At 54.7% G+C, this 16,188-nt stretch carries 14 protein-coding genes, 1 other RNA gene and 1 pseudogene; 6 read left to right on the top strand and 10 right to left on the bottom strand.

The features are described from left to right. Window positions 1-24 precede the first annotated feature (24 nt). Both G7064_RS19650 and G7064_RS19645 read right to left on the bottom strand, forming a co-directional pair. Entirely contained in the window at window positions 25-1,068 is a 1,044-nt protein-coding gene (locus tag G7064_RS19650; protein WP_166074932.1) for a Gfo/Idh/MocA family protein, read from the bottom strand. Beyond that, window positions 1,065-2,234: a DegT/DnrJ/EryC1/StrS family aminotransferase gene (locus G7064_RS19645; protein ID WP_240935609.1), complete on the bottom strand. Its 1,170-nt coding sequence runs from the start codon at window positions 2,232-2,234 to the stop codon at window positions 1,065-1,067. The genes G7064_RS19650 and G7064_RS19645 overlap by 4 nt, the downstream gene beginning before the upstream one ends. 164 nt (window positions 2,235-2,398) lie before the next feature. On the opposite strand from G7064_RS19645, the gene G7064_RS19640 reads away from it, so the two are divergent. Further along, window positions 2,399-3,340: a hypothetical protein gene (locus G7064_RS19640; protein WP_133273272.1), complete on the top strand. Its 942-nt coding sequence runs from the start codon at window positions 2,399-2,401 to the stop codon at window positions 3,338-3,340. 78 nt (window positions 3,341-3,418) lie between these two features. On the opposite strand, the gene G7064_RS19635 is transcribed toward G7064_RS19640, so the two are convergent. The 6 genes from G7064_RS19635 to G7064_RS19610 all read right to left on the bottom strand — a co-directional run bounded on the left by G7064_RS19635 (window position 3,419) and on the right by G7064_RS19610 (window position 6,915). Further along, on the bottom strand, window positions 3,419-4,318 hold the full coding sequence (locus G7064_RS19635) for a glycosyltransferase family 2 protein (protein ID WP_166074930.1): 900 nt from the start codon (window positions 4,316-4,318) through the stop codon (window positions 3,419-3,421). 44 nt (window positions 4,319-4,362) lie between these two features. Then, window positions 4,363-5,067: a cell division ATP-binding protein FtsE gene (locus G7064_RS19630; protein ID WP_133273274.1), complete on the bottom strand. Its 705-nt coding sequence runs from the start codon at window positions 5,065-5,067 to the stop codon at window positions 4,363-4,365. A gap of 89 nt (window positions 5,068-5,156) precedes the next feature. Next, window positions 5,157-5,360, bottom strand: coding sequence for a fructose-6-phosphate aldolase (locus G7064_RS19625; RefSeq protein ID WP_133273275.1), 204 nt, complete (start codon window positions 5,358-5,360; stop codon window positions 5,157-5,159). Between the two features lie 86 nt (window positions 5,361-5,446). Then, a complete protein-coding gene (fsa, locus tag G7064_RS19620; protein WP_166074929.1) occupies window positions 5,447-6,103 on the bottom strand; it encodes a fructose-6-phosphate aldolase in 657 nt (218 codons plus the stop codon). Between the two features lie 83 nt (window positions 6,104-6,186). Then, window positions 6,187-6,283: signal recognition particle sRNA small type (gene ffs, locus G7064_RS19615), an RNA gene on the bottom strand. Window positions 6,284-6,426: 143 nt separating this feature from the next. Beyond that, window positions 6,427-6,915 (bottom strand): carboxypeptidase-like regulatory domain-containing protein, encoded by a 489-nt coding sequence (locus G7064_RS19610; RefSeq protein WP_166074928.1) that lies wholly within the window; start codon window positions 6,913-6,915, stop codon window positions 6,427-6,429. Between the two features lie 277 nt (window positions 6,916-7,192). Here G7064_RS19610 and guaA point away from each other — a divergent pair, with 277 nt between their 5' ends. Next, window positions 7,193-8,725 (top strand): glutamine-hydrolyzing GMP synthase, encoded by a 1,533-nt coding sequence (gene guaA / locus G7064_RS19605; protein WP_166074927.1) that lies wholly within the window; start codon window positions 7,193-7,195, stop codon window positions 8,723-8,725. A 70-nt stretch (window positions 8,726-8,795) separates the two neighbouring features. On the opposite strand, the gene G7064_RS19600 is transcribed toward guaA, so the two are convergent. Further along, window positions 8,796-10,679 carry a DUF4153 domain-containing protein gene (locus G7064_RS19600; RefSeq protein ID WP_166074925.1) on the bottom strand — a complete coding sequence of 628 codons (1,884 nt, stop codon included), beginning with the start codon at window positions 10,677-10,679 and terminating at the stop codon, window positions 8,796-8,798. A 99-nt stretch (window positions 10,680-10,778) separates the two neighbouring features. Continuing rightward, window positions 10,779-11,477: a DUF1361 domain-containing protein gene (locus G7064_RS19595; protein ID WP_166074924.1), complete on the bottom strand. Its 699-nt coding sequence runs from the start codon at window positions 11,475-11,477 to the stop codon at window positions 10,779-10,781. Between the two features lie 292 nt (window positions 11,478-11,769). Here G7064_RS19595 and G7064_RS19590 point away from each other — a divergent pair, with 292 nt between their 5' ends. From G7064_RS19590 to G7064_RS19575, 4 genes and pseudogenes are all read left to right on the top strand, one after another. Then, entirely contained in the window at window positions 11,770-13,215 is a 1,446-nt protein-coding gene (locus tag G7064_RS19590; protein WP_166074922.1) for an ABC transporter substrate-binding protein, read from the top strand. Further along, window positions 13,155-13,673 (top strand): hypothetical protein, encoded by a 519-nt coding sequence (locus G7064_RS19585; protein ID WP_166074921.1) that lies wholly within the window; start codon window positions 13,155-13,157, stop codon window positions 13,671-13,673. The genes G7064_RS19590 and G7064_RS19585 overlap by 61 nt, the downstream gene beginning before the upstream one ends. 63 nt (window positions 13,674-13,736) lie before the next feature. Continuing rightward, window positions 13,737-15,064 (top strand): annotated as a pseudogene (gene hemL, locus G7064_RS19580) (glutamate-1-semialdehyde 2,1-aminomutase). Between the two features lie 259 nt (window positions 15,065-15,323). Beyond that, the gene (locus G7064_RS19575) at window positions 15,324-16,184 is read left to right on the top strand and encodes a hypothetical protein (protein ID WP_166074920.1); all 861 of its coding nucleotides are present in this window, start codon (window positions 15,324-15,326) and stop codon (window positions 16,182-16,184) included. Window positions 16,185-16,188: the final 4 nt, after the last annotated feature.

The following is a 16,188-nucleotide window of genomic DNA, read 5'->3' as shown; positions in this document are numbered from 1 at the left end:
AGTTTTTACCTACGCTTCTCCACGTTACTTTAAGCCATAAATCCGCTCAATAATCTCCACCACTTTCACTCCTTCCCGAGCATTCGTTTCACATAAACCACCGCTTCTAACTGCCTCAACCACCTCTTCTATCGCCTGCACATGATTGGCGGCGCTGCCTTGGTAGAAGCCGTAGTGATTGGCGGGGTTGGTCGGCAGAAGCGGCGGGCATTCGTAGTCGCGGATGTGGCAGTGCTCCACTTTATCCATGTATTGCCCACCGATGCGCAGACTGCCGTGCTCGCCGATGACGGTGAGGCTGCTTTCGAGGTTGCGGTCCCAGACGGCGGTGCTGTAATGCAGAGTGCCAGTACCGCCGCGCACGAGGTCAAAAGTCACGAGGCCGCTGTCCTCAAACTCGGTGAGGTGCTGGTGGTTGAAGTCGTGGAAACGGGCTTGCAGATTAGTTACGTCGCCGAAAACCCAGTAGAGCAGATCGATGAAGTGGCTGAACTGAGTGAATAGCGTGCCACCGTCTTGGGCGCGGGTGCCGTGCCAACTGCCGGGGCGGTAGTAGCGGGCGTCGCGGTTCCAGAAACAGTTTATCTGGACCATAAAAATGCCCCCCAGTCGTTTTTCCTCAATCACTTGCTTCAGCCAAACGGCCGGCGGCGAGTAGCGATTCTGCATTACTCCAAATACCAACCGGCCCGCCTGCGAGGCCGTAGCCACAACTTGTTCCGCGTCAGCGGTGCGCAGGGCCAGCGGCTTTTCTACCAACACATGTAGCCCGTGGCGTAAGCCGGCAATTGCCTGAGACGCGTGCAGATGATTAGGCGTGGCCACGGTGAGCACATCGGCGGCGGAACCATGGGTGAGATATTCTTCGAGAGACGTGAAGAAAGGAACCCCCACAAATTCGGCGGACAGCTCCAACTCCAGCTCAGCCCGGATATCAACTAAGGCTGCAAGCTTTGCGCCCGGCTGACGCTGCACCAGCGCCGCGTGGCGACGACCAATGTGGCCCACACCACAAATAGCAAAGCTTACCTCGGGCTGCTCGGCTCCGGAGTGTAACGGTATACTCATGCAGCAGAGCGGGTTAAAGCAAAAAACGCCCGGATAGTCGTAATGATATAGTCTTGTTGCGCCTCAGTAAGCATCGGATGAATGGGTAGCGACAGCACCGTACGGCACAGCTGCTCAGCTACCGGGAATTGCCCAGCAGGGTAGCCAAGGTAGGCATAGGCAGGCTGCATGTGCACAGGCACCGGATAATAGACCATGCTCGGCACGCCACGCTGCCCCAGGTATTCCTGAAGTTGGTCGCGCTGGGGGGCTTTTTCCAGCGTTAAGGTGTACTGATGAAACACATGACTGCTGTTAGCGTCGCGGTGTGGAACACGGAGACCCGAAATGCCCTCCAGCGCGGCATCGTAATAATCGGCGATGCGCTGGCGGATAGCGGTCCAGGCGGGCAGGTGTGGCAGCTTCACGCGCAGCAACGCAGCTTGCACGGTGTCGAGGCGAGAGTTAAGGCCGATGTGCTGGTGATGGTACTTGCGGGTTTGGCCGTGGTTGGCAAGCTGACGCAAGTAAGCGGCGCGGTTAGCATCCCGGGTAAAAAGAGCACCACCATCGCCAAAGGCACCGAGGTTTTTCGCCGGAAAGAAGGATGTCGTTCCCACCTCGCCTACTGTACCAGCGTAAGCTTGCTGGCCGTCGGCAAACCGATAAGTAGCGCCAACAGCTTGGGCATTATCTTCAATCAGCGGAATGGCCTGTCTGGTTGTAATCTGTTTCAACGCCTCTAAATCAGCGCATTGCCCAAACAAATGCACTGCTAATATTGCACCCGTACGCGGTGTAACGGCGGCCTCCACCGCTGCTGGATCGAGGCAGAAAGTAGTCGGCATTACATCGACAAAAACCGGACGCAAGCCTAGCACAGCAGCAGCTTCAGCGGTAGCTACGTAGGTAAAGGCGGGCAGAATAATTTCAGCGCCGGGGGGCAAATCCAGACTCATCAGCGCCAGTTGGAGCGCGTCGGTACCATTGGCGCAGGGTATTACGTGGGGGCCACCAAGGGTAGCGCTTAGCTCCTGCGCAAAAGCTGCTACGGCCGGCCCATTGATGAACTCTGCTTCCCGAAGCACTGTACTCAGCGCCTCGTCGAGGGCGGGCTGAAGGGGGGCGTGCTGAGCCGCCAGATCCAACATGCGAATGGGGGCGGACGGTACAAGGTCAGTGGGCAATGGGGAGACGAATGAAGAGTGGGTGCTAGGCATCAAATATAGCGGCAACGCCCAAACCAGCAGCCCATGGCGGCACGCAACCCCTGCCCTGATGCTTGCGTTTAGCCAAGCAAGGTCAGACTTCCACACTGATCATTCCACATCAGCACTAACTCCCTACTGCCATGTTTAAGAAACGAATAACCATGCATACCCTGGCCCTCTTGCTGATGGCTGGTGGTATCACCTTCACGCAAGCTAGCTGTTCGCGTCAGGACCGTGCGGAGGTTTCCCAGGAAAGCGACCAGGCATATAACGACTTCAAGAACTTTGTCTCCGAATCGGAAGCAAAAGCTCAAGCGGCAAGCAACCAAGCGGAGGCCGATTATGAGCGTGAAACCACGCAGATGAAGGCCGATTACGATGCTAAAGTTGCGGCCGTAGATCAATACGCCGACCAGTACGACGAGACCCGGCGTCAGGAAATTGAGCAGCTCCGGACCCGCTACACTACCGCCTACGATCAGCGCGACCAAGCGTGGCGCAACAAAGCCAATACGGCCGGCACTACTACTGGCGGCACCGATGCAACGACAGGTGTGGCCAGTGGCGCCGGCACCATGAAGATGGGCAAATACTACAAGCCTACCAGTCCGGCTGCTCAGCTCACTGCCGCCAACGCCCGTCAGACGTATGAGAACTTCACGCAGATGATCAAGCAGAACGAGGACCGCTACGACATCGACGATTGGCGCAACATCAACGCCGAGTGGCGTGCTCTGGATGAAGCCTATGATGCCGTAAAAGGTGATATCAGCGCCAATGACTTAGCAGCTATTCAGAAGGAAAAGCTGAAGTATGCGGCCTTCAAGTCGTACGACAAAACCGAAGCCCGAGTATCCCAAGGCGCTGATGCCGTTAGTGGCGAGGCTAAAGAAGTGAAAGAAGAAACCGCCGATGAGCGCAGCAAAGTAGGTCAAGCCGTCAGCAACACCGCGTCTGATGTGAAAGAGACCGGCAAAGATGTTGGTAAAGGCGCGGCTAAAGTCGGCAAGAAAGTAGGCAGTGCCGTGAAAGGCGCCTACAAAGAAGTGAAGTCGGAGGTCAAAAATACCGACAACGACTAAGTTGACTTTATAGGTCTTCAGTTAATAAAAAGCCCCCAGAAATATTCTAGGGGGCTTTTTTGTGCTGGTTTAAAATGCCTACTGTTTCATTGCCCGCAGCGCCCAAAGTAGCTTCAAGCTATCTAGGTTACGTAACCGCGGAGCAGGGCCCAGCACCTGCCGCCACAACAACGGCTCTACTATACTCAACAGGATACGCGCAGCGGCGCCTATGCCAAGGCGCCGTAGCTGCAGAGTCGTACGCAGCAGCTTGGTATCCGCGCCTAATGCTTCCGTTTGGTGCAAGTGGACTAGGTTCTGCACAGCTTGACGCGAATTCCGCAGGAAAACCTCATTCGTTTCCAACCCATCATGCAACACAGGATTATCTAGATGCTGCACCGCAATGCCCGCCGCCTGTAAGCGCCACCCGAATTTGGTATCCTCATGCCCATAGCGCGTAATGGCTTCATCCAGTTTTATCTGGTTGAACACCTCCGCTCTCAGCAATACATTCTTTAGTTTGAATTGATGATGAGGCTTTTGCTGGCGCGAGGCTGCCGCAAAAGCCTCTCTCCTGCGCCCGTAGTGCCAGCGCAGAAAAGTAGCGGCATCGGCCGGCGGGGTTAGGCCATACCTGGTTCCGCCCACTAGCACGGGTGCCGTAAACTGGAGAATAGCTGCACTATAGCAGGCCAAAAAACACGTATCTGGCAGGCTTACATTATTATCAAGGAGCAATAACCATGGTTGGCTGGCGCTAGCCGCCAAATGATTCCGCGCTGCTGAGCGCCCAATGTTGTGAGGTAATTCCTGATAAACTACTCGGGGCCAATCGGCTATTACTCGGTTAAGAAGTTTATAGCGCTCCTCAGAACCATCATCCAGACAGAGAATCTCCACGGGTCCGGCCCAATCTGTTGCCTGCTCCGATAATGCCCGTACCAGTGTGGTGACATCGCGGTTATAAACAGGAATCAGAATGGACAGACCGGTCATACACGTGAACGGAGCATGTTGTGGACTGGCTCTCGGCTGACCTATTATTCAGTCAGCTTGAAGGAAACTTGCGTTGAGTCAAGCAGTTGCCCGTTTTCGCACTTCAGCACCCGCTTCGGGTACTGCCGAATAATCTGGTAATTGTGCGTAGCCATCAGCACGGCCGTACCGGCATTGTTGATTTCCACGAACAAGCGCATGATATCAGCAGCCACCTCGGGGTCGAGGTTGCCGGTAGGCTCATCAGCCAGCAGCAATAAGGGTTCGTTGAGTAAGGCGCGGGCAATAACCACACGCTGCTGCTCTCCTCCCGAAAGTTGGTGGGGCATTTTGCTGGCCGAGTTGGCCAACCCCACACGCATCAGCACTTCCGACAAGCGATTCTGAATGCGGGCCTTGCCGCTCCAGCCTGTTGCTTTGAGAACAAAAATCAGGTTTTCGGCTACGGTACGGTCGAAAAGCAGCTGAAAATCTTGGAAGATGATACCTAGCTTACGCCGCAGATACGGCACCTTGCTGGAGCTAAGTTTTTGCAATGGGAAACCAGCTACGGTACCCACGCCTCCACCCAGCGGCAGATCGGCATACAGGGTTTTGAGCAAGGAGCTTTTACCCGAACCTGTGCGCCCGACCAGATATGCGAATTCGCCTTTCTCGAGAGTAAAGGTGATCTTTTGCAGTACCGTATTCACGTCCTGCATAATGTAGGCGTCGTGGAGCTCAACAACGGGTACGGCGGAATCTGACATAGTTACGGTAACGCGAAATGAATCTGAGTCGAATGCGGCGGGCAACTCAGTGAATACGAGAGCTGGGGGGCTTTTTTCGAATTAAGAACTCAAACTTCCAGCTTTTGTAGCTTTCCAAACTCCAGCCCGGCAATAACTCCAGCCAAGGCGGTTTCCTTCCCTTCCAACCCGTAGCGGTGCAGATCTTTCAAAGGGCGGTCGGCGCGGAAGTAAGCAATCAGCACAAATTCCTCGTCGCGGAGCTGTATATAGTCCGGGATTTTTGCCTTGCCTTTTACTTTGATGATGTACATGGAGAGAAGAGCCAGGATATATAAACGGAGAGTTGGAAGCAGAAAGTACTCCTCTTTGCTCCCAACCGCCCCAGTGCCTAACAGAATTATCCGTTCACCTTTTTATGGTCGGCCAGAAACTGCGCCAACCCTTTGTCGGTAAGTGGGTGATTGAGCAAGCCGGTAATAACGTTGAGCGGGCAAGTGACCACGTCAGCTCCAATTTCAGCGCACTGAATCAGGTGCGGCACATGGCGCACCGACGCGGCCAATACCTGCGTTGGATAACCATAGTTGCTGAAAATATCTACAATCTGCTGGACCAGCACTAGACCATCATGCCCGATATCGTCTAAGCGGCCCACGAAGGGGGAAACGTAGGTAGCTCCGGCTTTGGCGGCCAACAGCGCTTGACCAGCTGAGAAAATCAGGGTGCAGTTCGTTTTGATGCCCTTTTCAGAGAAGTGCTTGATGGCCTTTACCCCGTCGCGGGTCATGGGCACTTTCACCACAATGTTCGGGTGCAGTTCGGCAAACATCTCGCCCTCGCGGACCATGTCATCGAAGGTGATACCGATAACTTCGGCCGACACATCGCCATCTACCATCTCGCAGATCTGCCGATAATGGGCCATAATATTGTCCATGCCCTTGATGCCCTCTTTGGCCATCAGGGAGGGATTGGTAGTTACTCCGTCTAGTACACCGAGTTCAACGGCTTCCTGAATTTCACGGAGGTTAGCGGTATCAATGAAGAATTTCATGCGGCAGGTTATTACAAAAGAATGCCCCAAAGCTACCCATTTGCCAGCAAACGCGGCACTGAGTTTCGTTGGGGCATGGGCAAAAAAAAGCGAGCCAAAATCGCACCGCTCAACCGCCTACCCTTGCTACCTTCCGGTCCTGGGGGAGTTCAGCAGGAGCTGGTCGTTCTGACTCGCCGTTGCAAAGATAGCCTACAGATTCTGCAGATGAAGCCATTTGCCCCGATTATTTTAAGCTAAAGCAGCTAATCGCAGATTATCAATTACTTCCTGTTGCGATTAGCTGCTTTTAGTAGTCAACTACTGCTTAACGTGCAAACGAATTACGGTTTGCGGTACGCCTTCTCGGCCGCTTTCAGATTTTTCTTTACCTGGCGCTCGTAATGATCAATGGGTGTCATTTGCACCAGTAACGGACTTGTATCATTCACTTCCACGAGCGCATCTTGGTAGCCGGCGTAGGTTACACGCAAGGAAAGGCTAGTAGAGGTAGATTTGATCATGTAGCCACCAGACGAATTGGTAATGCCTCCCTCCTTAGGATCCGAAATAACCGTGATGATAGCGCCGGCCAAAGGGTCGTTCCAGGCACCTAGTACAGTACCGGTAAATACCCGTGTAATAACCTCGGGTTCAACAATGATAGCGGCGACTGGCTGAGCAACTGATTTGTTTGCCTTTGCTTTGGGCGTTGCCACAGCTAGAGCTTTGCTCGATAGTTGGGAACTACGAGCCGTTTTTGATTGTGCGTTGCTCAAGGCAGGTAGCAGGAGGCATAGCGCGCTGGTGAGGAGGTAGGTAGAGATTTTCACAAAGGTGGTTGTTAAGAAGGAGCAGAAAAGAATGTAACTAAGCTGAATTGATCATCTTCTATACATAGTGCATAAAAAACTTATACAAATATAATGATCATAAATTATAATACAATTTACTCAACAAAAAATATGACTAAAAACATTAGCGGTCTATTTTTATTCGCTTTAGATCATGTTTTGAATCAGAAGCCACTACTTATTACTGATCTGGTATTTTTTGAACCATGCTTTCGGCACTTTTTGCAAGCTCGACCTACCCTCCTTACCTTTGCCCATGCCCCAACAGATTCTGATTCTTGATTTCGGCTCCCAGTACACGCAGCTCATTGCCCGACGCATTCGCGAGCTGAACGTCTACTGCGAGATTCATCCCTTCACGCACGCCCCGGCCCTCACTGAGGATATCCGGGGCGTGGTGCTTTCAGGCTCCCCCTGCTCCGTGCGCGATCCTGAAGCTCCTAACCCTGATTTGAGCCAATATCTTGGCCGCGTGCCGGTGCTGGGTGTATGCTATGGCGCGCAATTGCTGGCTCAGCAAGGTGGCGGCGAAGTATTGCCTGCTACCATCCGGGAGTATGGCCGCGCCCGCCTCAATCATATCGAAAAGAGCAGCCCGCTGATGCGTGAACTCAGCCTCGATTCGCAAGTATGGATGTCGCACGGCGACACTATAAAGGTGTTACCAACTGGTTACGAAGTTATTGCTAGCACCCATGAAGTAGAAGTAGCTGCTTACCATATTAGCGGCCAAGAAACCTACGGCATCCAGTTTCACCCTGAGGTAACGCACTCTACAGAAGGCAAAACGCTGATGCGCAACTTCGTAGTCGATATTTGCGGCTGCGACCAAAGCTGGACGCCCGAGCACTTTGTAAGCAGTATGGTCGCGGCCTTGCAAAACACCATCGGCGCAACCGACCAGGTAATTCTGGGCTTATCCGGCGGCGTCGACTCCAGCGTGGCGGCGCTGCTGCTACACGAGGCCATCGGGACGCGCCTGCACGGCATTTTCGTGGATAACGGCTTGCTGCGCAAAGATGAGTACGAAGGCGTACTGGAAGCGTACGAAGTGCTGGGCCTGAACGTGCGCGGCGTGGATGCCTCCCAGGAGTTCTACTCGGCCCTGGCTGGGCTGTCTGACCCCGAGCAAAAGCGCAAAGCCATTGGCCGCACGTTTATCGAGGTATTTGAGCGCGAGGCCAAAAAGGTAGAAGGCGCCACATGGCTGGCCCAGGGCACCATTTACCCCGACGTAATTGAGTCGGTGTCGGTCAAGGGGCCGGCCGTGACCATCAAGAGCCACCACAACGTGGGCGGCCTGCCGGAGCTGATGAACCTGAAGGTGGTGGAGCCCCTGCGCATGCTCTTCAAGGACGAGGTGCGGGAAGTAGGCGCGGCCCTGAATTTGCCCCCCAACATCCTCAACCGTCACCCCTTCCCTGGTCCTGGCCTGGCCATCCGCATCCTCGGCGACATCACGCCCCAGAAGGTACAGCTGCTCCAGAAAGCCGACGCCATTTTCATCGATTCCCTGCGTGAATACGGCCTATATGACCAGATCTGGCAGGCGGGCGTGATGCTGCTTCCCATTCAGAGCGTGGGCGTGATGGGCGACGAGCGCACTTACGAGCAAGTAGTAGCCCTGCGCGCCGTTACCAGCGTAGACGGCATGACCGCCGACTGGGCTCACCTCCCTTACGACTTCCTGGCCCACGTTTCCAACAAAATCATCAACCAGGTGCGCGGCATCAACCGCGTAGTGTACGACATCAGCTCCAAGCCGCCCGCTACCATTGAGTGGGAATAGATTGAAAGAGTAATTTCATAAAAAAGCCCCCTAGACATTATCTAGGAGGGCTTTTTTGTGCAAGCTGCGTCTACTTAAAGGTTAAAATTGCATCGCCCTCGAAATAATACGTGGGCTTTTGCTTGGGCTGCTTCTCCCGGCGAATGTGCGTGAACAACACGCGTAATTGCATGGTGGAGTTGGAGGCCGTAAGGCTAAGGCTTGGCAGCTCCACGCTTATGTAATTTGTGGGTTGTTTAACCCGAATCAGTGAATCGGCCAGGGCGGCGGATGAGACGGAAAGCACCGGTTGCCACGCGTCGGGTTTGGTAAGCTGCTCCAGATGGATTTGACCAGTATCTTCCTCATTCCGGAGCCGAAATGTGCCTTCCGCTATGGTAAAGGTTTCTATTTCCGCACCACGGCTACTGTAACTTTCAAGGTCGCGTAGCAGATAGCTCCCTGGGCTTAGTTTTGTCACGATAGTTTGATCAGGCTCAAAGTTGAAGCTCTGGCCTATCTCTTTACCAGCCTCGATTTCCGTTTCGGAATAGCGGTAGTCAACCCTCTCTAACCCACTCACGGCGAACAGCCGCTCCCCCTGCCACCGCTGCTGCTGCCACTCCTTTTTGCTCCGTAAGGAATCAGGTGGGGTAAGCGAGGCGGTGAAGAAGGGTTGAATGGCCTCCAGATTATTGCGCTCCGTGAAAAAATCAAAAATGGATGTGATGCGCCGGCCTGCTTCCTTGGGCAACTTGGGTACCCGCTTGCCGGCCCCGTCGAGTTTACCGTTTTGCAGGAGCTTGTACTCTTCGCTGACTTCGCGCAGTTGGGCCAACTGGCTCCGCTCGGCCACTGAAAAAGCCCCCCAGGGCCCACCCGAGGCCAAAAACGCTACTACCGCCAACGAAGCCGGAATCCAGATGATGCCCCGCCCCTGCCGCAGCAGGAAGTAAATGGTAATTAGCATAAGCCAAGCGGCCAGCACCAGCACGAAGTAACGCTCTTCCGTAATGCCGTACGCCCGGATGCGAGTGCCAATGGCTACAGCCAACAGCCCCAGCAGCGGAAACAGAGACCAATAAAACCACCGCGCGAAGGTGCGAATCCAGGTGTTTTCGGCGGCGTCGCGGATGGGGTGAATGAGCAGTAAAGCAAAAATACCCGCCACGGCCAAGGCTAGCACCAGCGTCGATACCCAACCTTTGGGCAGTTCCCACAGCCCCAGAATTCGGGCGAGGTAAGCATACAAGATGGCCAGGTACAGCACCACCAGCGGCAGCAGTACAAACTGTGTAAACAGCTTCAGCCCCTTCGGGTAACCGGTTTGTAGTTCCAGAGCGGTGAAGTCGCGGGGCACGCCGGCCAGAAAAAACCACGTATTGAATACCGTAGCCAACACGACGAATAAGTACGCATAAAGCTTATCATCCAGCTTCACATCAAACAGGTTGTCGATTGCCAATAAAGCCAGCGAACAACCCACGAACAGCACGCCCGAGTACAGGCCCGCGGTGAGAATGCGCAAAAACAGCGTCTCGTTGTAGCGCCAGAAGCCAGGCGTATCGGCGCGGCGACGCAGCTCCAGCAAATACGGCACCGCGGCCACCAGCAAATGTTGCCCGACAAGCAAAAGAAATAGCCGCATTCCCCAACGCAGAGTAGGCTCAGGTGGGCAGCTAACGTACCATAGTGCGAGCAGCGCCACGGCCCCGGCTTGCGTCAGTAGGCGTAGCCACATGGGCCAGCGGTAACGCTCAGCAGCCAGGGATGCGCTCAGCGTAAGGGTGAGGCCTAGCACCGCCGCCGAAGCCAGCGGAAAAAGCCACTCGTGCCACCTTGTATCGGTATCGCTAAACCGGATTGCGTAAATAATGGAGGCGCATAGTATCAGCGCGCAGAGGAGCGTAAGCGGAAAGCGGCGCACCACGCGGGCCGCTTCGCGGCCGAGGTTGTTGAGAGAAGGGAGTTGCATGGAAGCGCGGAAACAGCGCGGCCAAATAACGTGAATATCCTTTGCTTTATATATTAAGGAAACCTCTTCGCAAGCCCGAAAGGTGGCTATACAAGGTGCTTACCGCTCCTGCTCTTCTTTATGCAGGCCTGCCAGTTGGCGAACAGTAATATAGCCCAGCAGCAAAAACGCAGTAAATAGAATAGTGACGCCGTAGGTGCGCGGGTGAGCCATGGGGTGCAGCACCCGATTGAGAATATCGTAGAAGAGCGTAAGCGGATTAGTGAATACATCCCAGCTATTCCAGCGCAGATAGCGGCCCAAATAAATTCCGAAGCTGCTCAGAACAATGGCCGCCGTAGCAAACCCCCAGCCGACGACCGCGCCCATACGGCGGCGCACCAGGCCTTGCATTTCGATTAGAGAAGCATAGGCCAGCATCAGCCCATTCCAGGCGCACGTCAGGATGAGGGCCAGATCGTACCAATAAGGCACGCCGGGGCGAGGCGCCAAGTGAAACAAGTCGGTGAGAATGTAGGGCGCGTTCGGGAAAAACAACAGCCAGATAGCCCCCGTAGGCAGTAGCAGACGTCGGCGAACCGGGCCGGCAGCTAAGCCGAGCATGGTGCTGAAGCCGAAGGGTATCAAAGCCAGAAACAGATTCCAGAGCAGGAACACAAACGTCAGCTCCTGCGTCATAAACACCCGGAACGTAATCAGCACGACGCTCAGCGTAATAGACGCGCCTAGCACTAACAGCAGCCCCAGACGTTGACGCAAATAAGATACGGAGGGCAGCTGAGGCAGAGAAACAGGCATAAGCAGGCAGAGCAATGTGGCAAATACCGTAACGACCAAGCACGCCGTTTGGGTATAGATGGGTACCGCACCCTTGCTAAAGATAAGATACGGCCCTGAAACTCCCAGCTCTATTACAGCAACCACGGTTCGCGCAGCTTGCGCAGACTTGCCCCCAGCGGCCACAGCAGCAACTCAGACGAGTGCAAGCAGATATCATCCCCGCCGATCCTGCGTACCTTTGTAGGGCACGCATGGTGGCATCGCTCACTACCGCGTTTTTTCTCCCCCTATATTCCATTGCCCCTCCTCTATGAGGCACTTGCACTCTCTTCGCTTCGCTAGCTGGCTTTGTTGTTTTTGGTGGCTGACCGCCCTGCCATCGATGGCCCAAACAACGCCGACGCGACCGGTCAGCAAGCCAGCCGTTACGAAGCCGGCTACCACAAAAGCCCCCCAGCCAGCTAGCACTGCTTCCAACAAAGCTGCAACACCCAGTAAGCCAACGACTACAACGACGGGCAGCAAATTGCCCTCCACGGCACCAAAGTCGACGGCTAAGCCTCGCCCCGCCCTACCTACCAATCTTAACTCCTCCGATCAGAACACGCGCTACCAAAATGGCAAGGTGCTGCTCGATCAGGGCCGCTATGACCTGGCAATGCAGGAGTTGGCACCCCTTACCCCGCCTGCCGCCCGCTTCGAGCGTGGTGCTGAGGCCGCTTACTTATACGCAGTAGCAGCCACTCGCGCCAAGAAATGGGCAGAAGCGGAGCAAATGCTCAATTTAATTCGCTCTGAATATGCCAAGTGGGAGAATCTACCCGAGGCGTTGTACTTGCAGGCGCAAGTATCGTTTGAGCAGGGCGAGCCCGACAACGCTTTGAAAGTGCTCGAACAGATTCCGAACAAGACGCTTGCCACCGAGCAGAACGCTATAAAGGCTACCTACTTGGCTCGTATTCAGGATAAGGCACTGTTTCAGACTCTATTGCAGCGCTATCCTAAAGATGAAGCCTTAGGTCGGGCCTACGCTGACAAGCTGATAGCTGGCGGGTGGTACACGGAGGCTGACAAACCGGTGCTGGAGCAATTAATCAGGGATTTTTCCCTCGATCGGGCCCGCTACTCGGCTATTCCTCAGGCTCAAAAGAAGGCCATTTATCGAGTAGGGGTACTTCTTCCTTTCGAGTTTAATGACCCAAGCTGGGAGAAAGTACGTCGAAACCAATTTGTGACTGACCTGTATGCGGGTTTGCTCCTCGCACAGGATTCGCTGCAGCGCGAAGGTCGCCCCGTTCAGCTTTTTGCTTACGATACGGGTGCCGATACCATCCAGCTCAAGCAAGTGCTGGCCTTGCCTGAGCTAGCCAGTATGGATATGATTATTGGGCCCATTTATAAGTCGGGCAGTAAGTTGCTGGCGCGCTATGCCCAACAGCGCCAGATTATTACCATCAATCCGCTTTCTCAGGATGGCAACCTGACCATCAGTAACAACTGGCATTATCTGTTCGAGCCCAGCATGGCTACGCAGGCTCAAGTGGCCGCTCAGTACGCCTTCCGCACCTTTAGTGGACGCACGGCGGCTGTTCTTCACGAGGACACCAGCGACGATCTGTCCTTCGCCCAGGCCTACAAGACCGCTTATGAAGCGCTGGGGGCAAAGTACAGGTATTGCGGCGCCTCAACTCCAACATGGAAGAATCGTTGGCAGCGGGCTTTGGGGGCATCGATTTCGCTACCCTGGGCCACCTAGTTGTTGCTTCCGACAATCGGAAGGCCGGAGCATTTACGCTCAAGCAGCTGCAAACCCAGGCTGCCCAACTGCCCCTTATTGCTTACGGCTCATGGCTGGAAAATCCATCGGTGAGTCCCAGCCGCCTCGATGCGCGCGACGTATATCTGATTCATCGCAAGTACATTGACCCGACCAGTTTTGGCGTGCGCCGCTTTCGTCAGTTGTACGTGCAACGCCATAATTTGCCCCCCAGCGTTTTTGCCCATTCAGGTTTCGAACTGTTGTATTACTTCGGCCACCAACTTCACCAGCACGGCCCCGCGTTTCAACAGGGCTTGGCCACGTCGGGTCCAATTTCGGGGTCACTATTTCAAGGTATCGGCTACCCTAATGGTGCCCACGACAATCAGTACGTACCGCTTATCAAGCTTGAACGATTGGAGGTAGAGGTGCAGAACCCGGTGGGTAGCCGCTAAGCTCCGCCGCTGTTTTAGCACTACTTTCCCTAGACTTTTACGCCCGTTGCCTGTTTTACATGTATGAATTCGACTTCTCTTTCTCATGCTCCTGAGCTTACGCTTGCCAAAAGTGAAGCTCTTTTTTCCCGCGCCAAAAACCATATTCCCGGTGGTGTTAATTCGCCGGTACGTGCCTTTCGAGCCGTAGGCGGCCATCCGGTATTTATGCAGTCAGCTCAGGGCGCTTGGCTGACAGACGTTGATGGCAACAAGTACATTGATTTTATAAACTCCTGGGGCCAATGATTTTGGGTCACGCCCCCCAAGTGGTAGTGGAAGCTGTTCAAAAAGCTATTCCCAGTTCTTTGTCATTTGGCGCGCCCACCCAACGTGAAGTGGAGATGGCCGAATTGATTAAAGCCATGGTGCCCAGCATTGAAAAAGTGCGACTGGTAAACTCGGGTACGGAAGCCACCATGTCGGCTATCCGCGTGGCGCGGGGCTATACGGGGCGCGACAAGATCATCAAGTTTGAGGGCTGTTACCACGGCCACGGCGATTCATTCCTCATTGCGGCGGGTAGTGGTGCCCTCACCCTAGGCACACCCGATTCGCCGGGCGTAACCGCCGGCGTAGCGCGCGATACCATCACTGTTCCCTACAACGACACCGAGGCTGCGCGCCAGGCTATTGAGGCCAACGCGGGCCAAGTGGCGGCGCTTATCCTAGAGCCGGTAGTTGGCAATATGGGACTGGTAGAGCCCGCACCTGGCTATCTGCAAGCCCTGCGCGACCTGTGCACCGAGCATGGCATCGTCTTGATTTTTGACGAGGTAATGACTGGCTTCCGCCTTGCTCGTGGTGGCGCGCAAGAACTGTTCGGCATCAAGCCCGACATGACGACCTTAGGCAAAATCATCGGCGGCGGGATGCCCGTTGGTGCCTATGGCGGCCGTCAGGATATTATGGATAATGTGGCGCCCGCTGGCAAAGTATACCAAGCGGGTACGCTCTCCGGCAACCCCATCGCAACGGCGGCTGGTATTGCTCAGCTAACGTATTTGCAGCAAAACCCTGGCCTGTACACCGAACTCGACCGCATTAGTGCCCGCTTGGCCGATGGCACCCGCCAGATTGCTGCCGATCTCGGCCTAAATTATACAGTCAACCGGGTTGGCTCCATGTTCAGCGTATTTTTCACGGATAAGCCAGTTCATAATCTGGAAGATGCTAAAACCTCTGACACAGAAGCTTTTGGCCGCTATTTCCAGGCGATGCTGCGCCGGGGCATCTATCTTGCTCCGGCTCAATACGAAGCACTATTTGTAAGCACCGCTATTACCGACGAGTTAGTAGATCTATATCTTACAGCCTGCCGCGAATCTATGCGGGAAGCGCATGGGTTATAAATGGCCCCATTTACAAGCTAAAAAAGCCCCCAGAGAATATCTGGGGGGCTTTTTTAACATAAAAAGAGCGGCAGACTGGGCAAGTAAGAAGCCTGAAAGAGTACAAACAGAGATGCTGACGATGGCAAGGCTCAGTCTTAGCACTTCCCACATACATCGGTTATTCGGTAGGGCTGGGCGCATTTTACTCAAATCTTTTCTTTCTCTATCGTAGCCATGTGCTAGCGGTTACCTTTGCGGCCAAACTGTAGCTCCTCTTATGGCCCAACTTCGTCTCTTTTCTTCATTGTTCGTGTTGTGGTGCCTGCTCGCGCCTGCCCTTCAGAGGGCACAAGCCCAGACGCCAGCGGAGGCCAACAAGCGCTTGTTTGACCGTAGCATTGATGAGTTGAACTTTCGTACCATGGAAACCGTGTACGACAAGTCGTTTACCCGGCGCAAGTTTCCGGTTACGCTTCGCACCTATCAGGCCCGCCGCGAGTTTGACGACTTCAACAATAACGCCGACCTAAAGCGGCTGTTTCAGAACTACAACGACGTATCGGAACGCTATAAGAATCGTTTTGGTAAGGGTCGTCGTGATTTGGCGGAGTTTCAAAAACAGCTTAACTCCGTTCTGATCGACAAAAACTTTGAGTTCTTTATCCGCGTGCTGCCCCGCGACGAGCGAGTGGCGCTTATTCGGTCGTTGCAACGGACTGTCAAACAAGCTACCGCCCAATTTAACGCCTCCGAAGATCCGGCCCCGGAAGACTTAGCAGCTGATGGCGCAGCCGTGCCCCCCGCTGATGTTGATGCCGACCCGGAGGCAGCATCAGCCGCTGAGCCGCCCGTAGATCCTGCGCCGCAGCCAGAAGCTGGTATCCAGGAGTCAGCTTCCCCTGCGCCCACCCGCTCTGCTGACGCTCCAGCTCGCCACGATTGGGTTGACTACTTTACGTTGCTGCTGGCCGGTACTTCTACCCTGCTTTTGGTATATCTCATCGTGAGTGTGCTGCCCGACCTACGGGCTCGCCTCGACGGATTAGCCGACCAGATAGATCCGCAGGCCCAGCGCCGCACACCGCGCCGCGATGCGATGGACCTGCCCGAAGACCGCTACGAAGAGGAAGATAATTAACAGC

The organism is Hymenobacter sp. HDW8 (genome assembly GCF_011305775.1).
In the GTDB taxonomy this organism is placed as follows: Bacteria; Bacteroidota; Bacteroidia; order Cytophagales; family Hymenobacteraceae; genus Hymenobacter; species Hymenobacter radiodurans.
This window is presented reverse-complemented; position numbering and strand designations above follow the sequence as displayed.

Coding starts and splice junctions, on each gene's coding strand:
- G7064_RS19650 (WP_166074932.1), bottom strand. CDS start 1,068: ATGAGTATACCGTTACACTCCGGAGCCGAGCAGCCCGAGGTAAGCTTT.
- G7064_RS19640 (WP_133273272.1), top strand. CDS start 2,399: ATGTTTAAGAAACGAATAACCATGCATACCCTGGCCCTCTTGCTGATG.
- G7064_RS19635 (WP_166074930.1), bottom strand. CDS start 4,318: ATGACCGGTCTGTCCATTCTGATTCCTGTTTATAACCGCGATGTCACC.
- G7064_RS19630 (WP_133273274.1), bottom strand. CDS start 5,067: ATGTCAGATTCCGCCGTACCCGTTGTTGAGCTCCACGACGCCTACATT.
- G7064_RS19625 (WP_133273275.1), bottom strand. CDS start 5,360: ATGTACATCATCAAAGTAAAAGGCAAGGCAAAAATCCCGGACTATATA.
- fsa (WP_166074929.1), bottom strand. CDS start 6,103: ATGAAATTCTTCATTGATACCGCTAACCTCCGTGAAATTCAGGAAGCC.
- guaA (WP_166074927.1), top strand. CDS start 7,193: ATGCCCCAACAGATTCTGATTCTTGATTTCGGCTCCCAGTACACGCAG.
- G7064_RS19600 (WP_166074925.1), bottom strand. CDS start 10,679: ATGCAACTCCCTTCTCTCAACAACCTCGGCCGCGAAGCGGCCCGCGTG.
- G7064_RS19595 (WP_166074924.1), bottom strand. CDS start 11,477: ATGCCTGTTTCTCTGCCTCAGCTGCCCTCCGTATCTTATTTGCGTCAA.
- G7064_RS19590 (WP_166074922.1), top strand. CDS start 11,770: ATGAGGCACTTGCACTCTCTTCGCTTCGCTAGCTGGCTTTGTTGTTTT.
- G7064_RS19585 (WP_166074921.1), top strand. CDS start 13,155: ATGGAAGAATCGTTGGCAGCGGGCTTTGGGGGCATCGATTTCGCTACC.
- G7064_RS19575 (WP_166074920.1), top strand. CDS start 15,324: ATGGCCCAACTTCGTCTCTTTTCTTCATTGTTCGTGTTGTGGTGCCTG.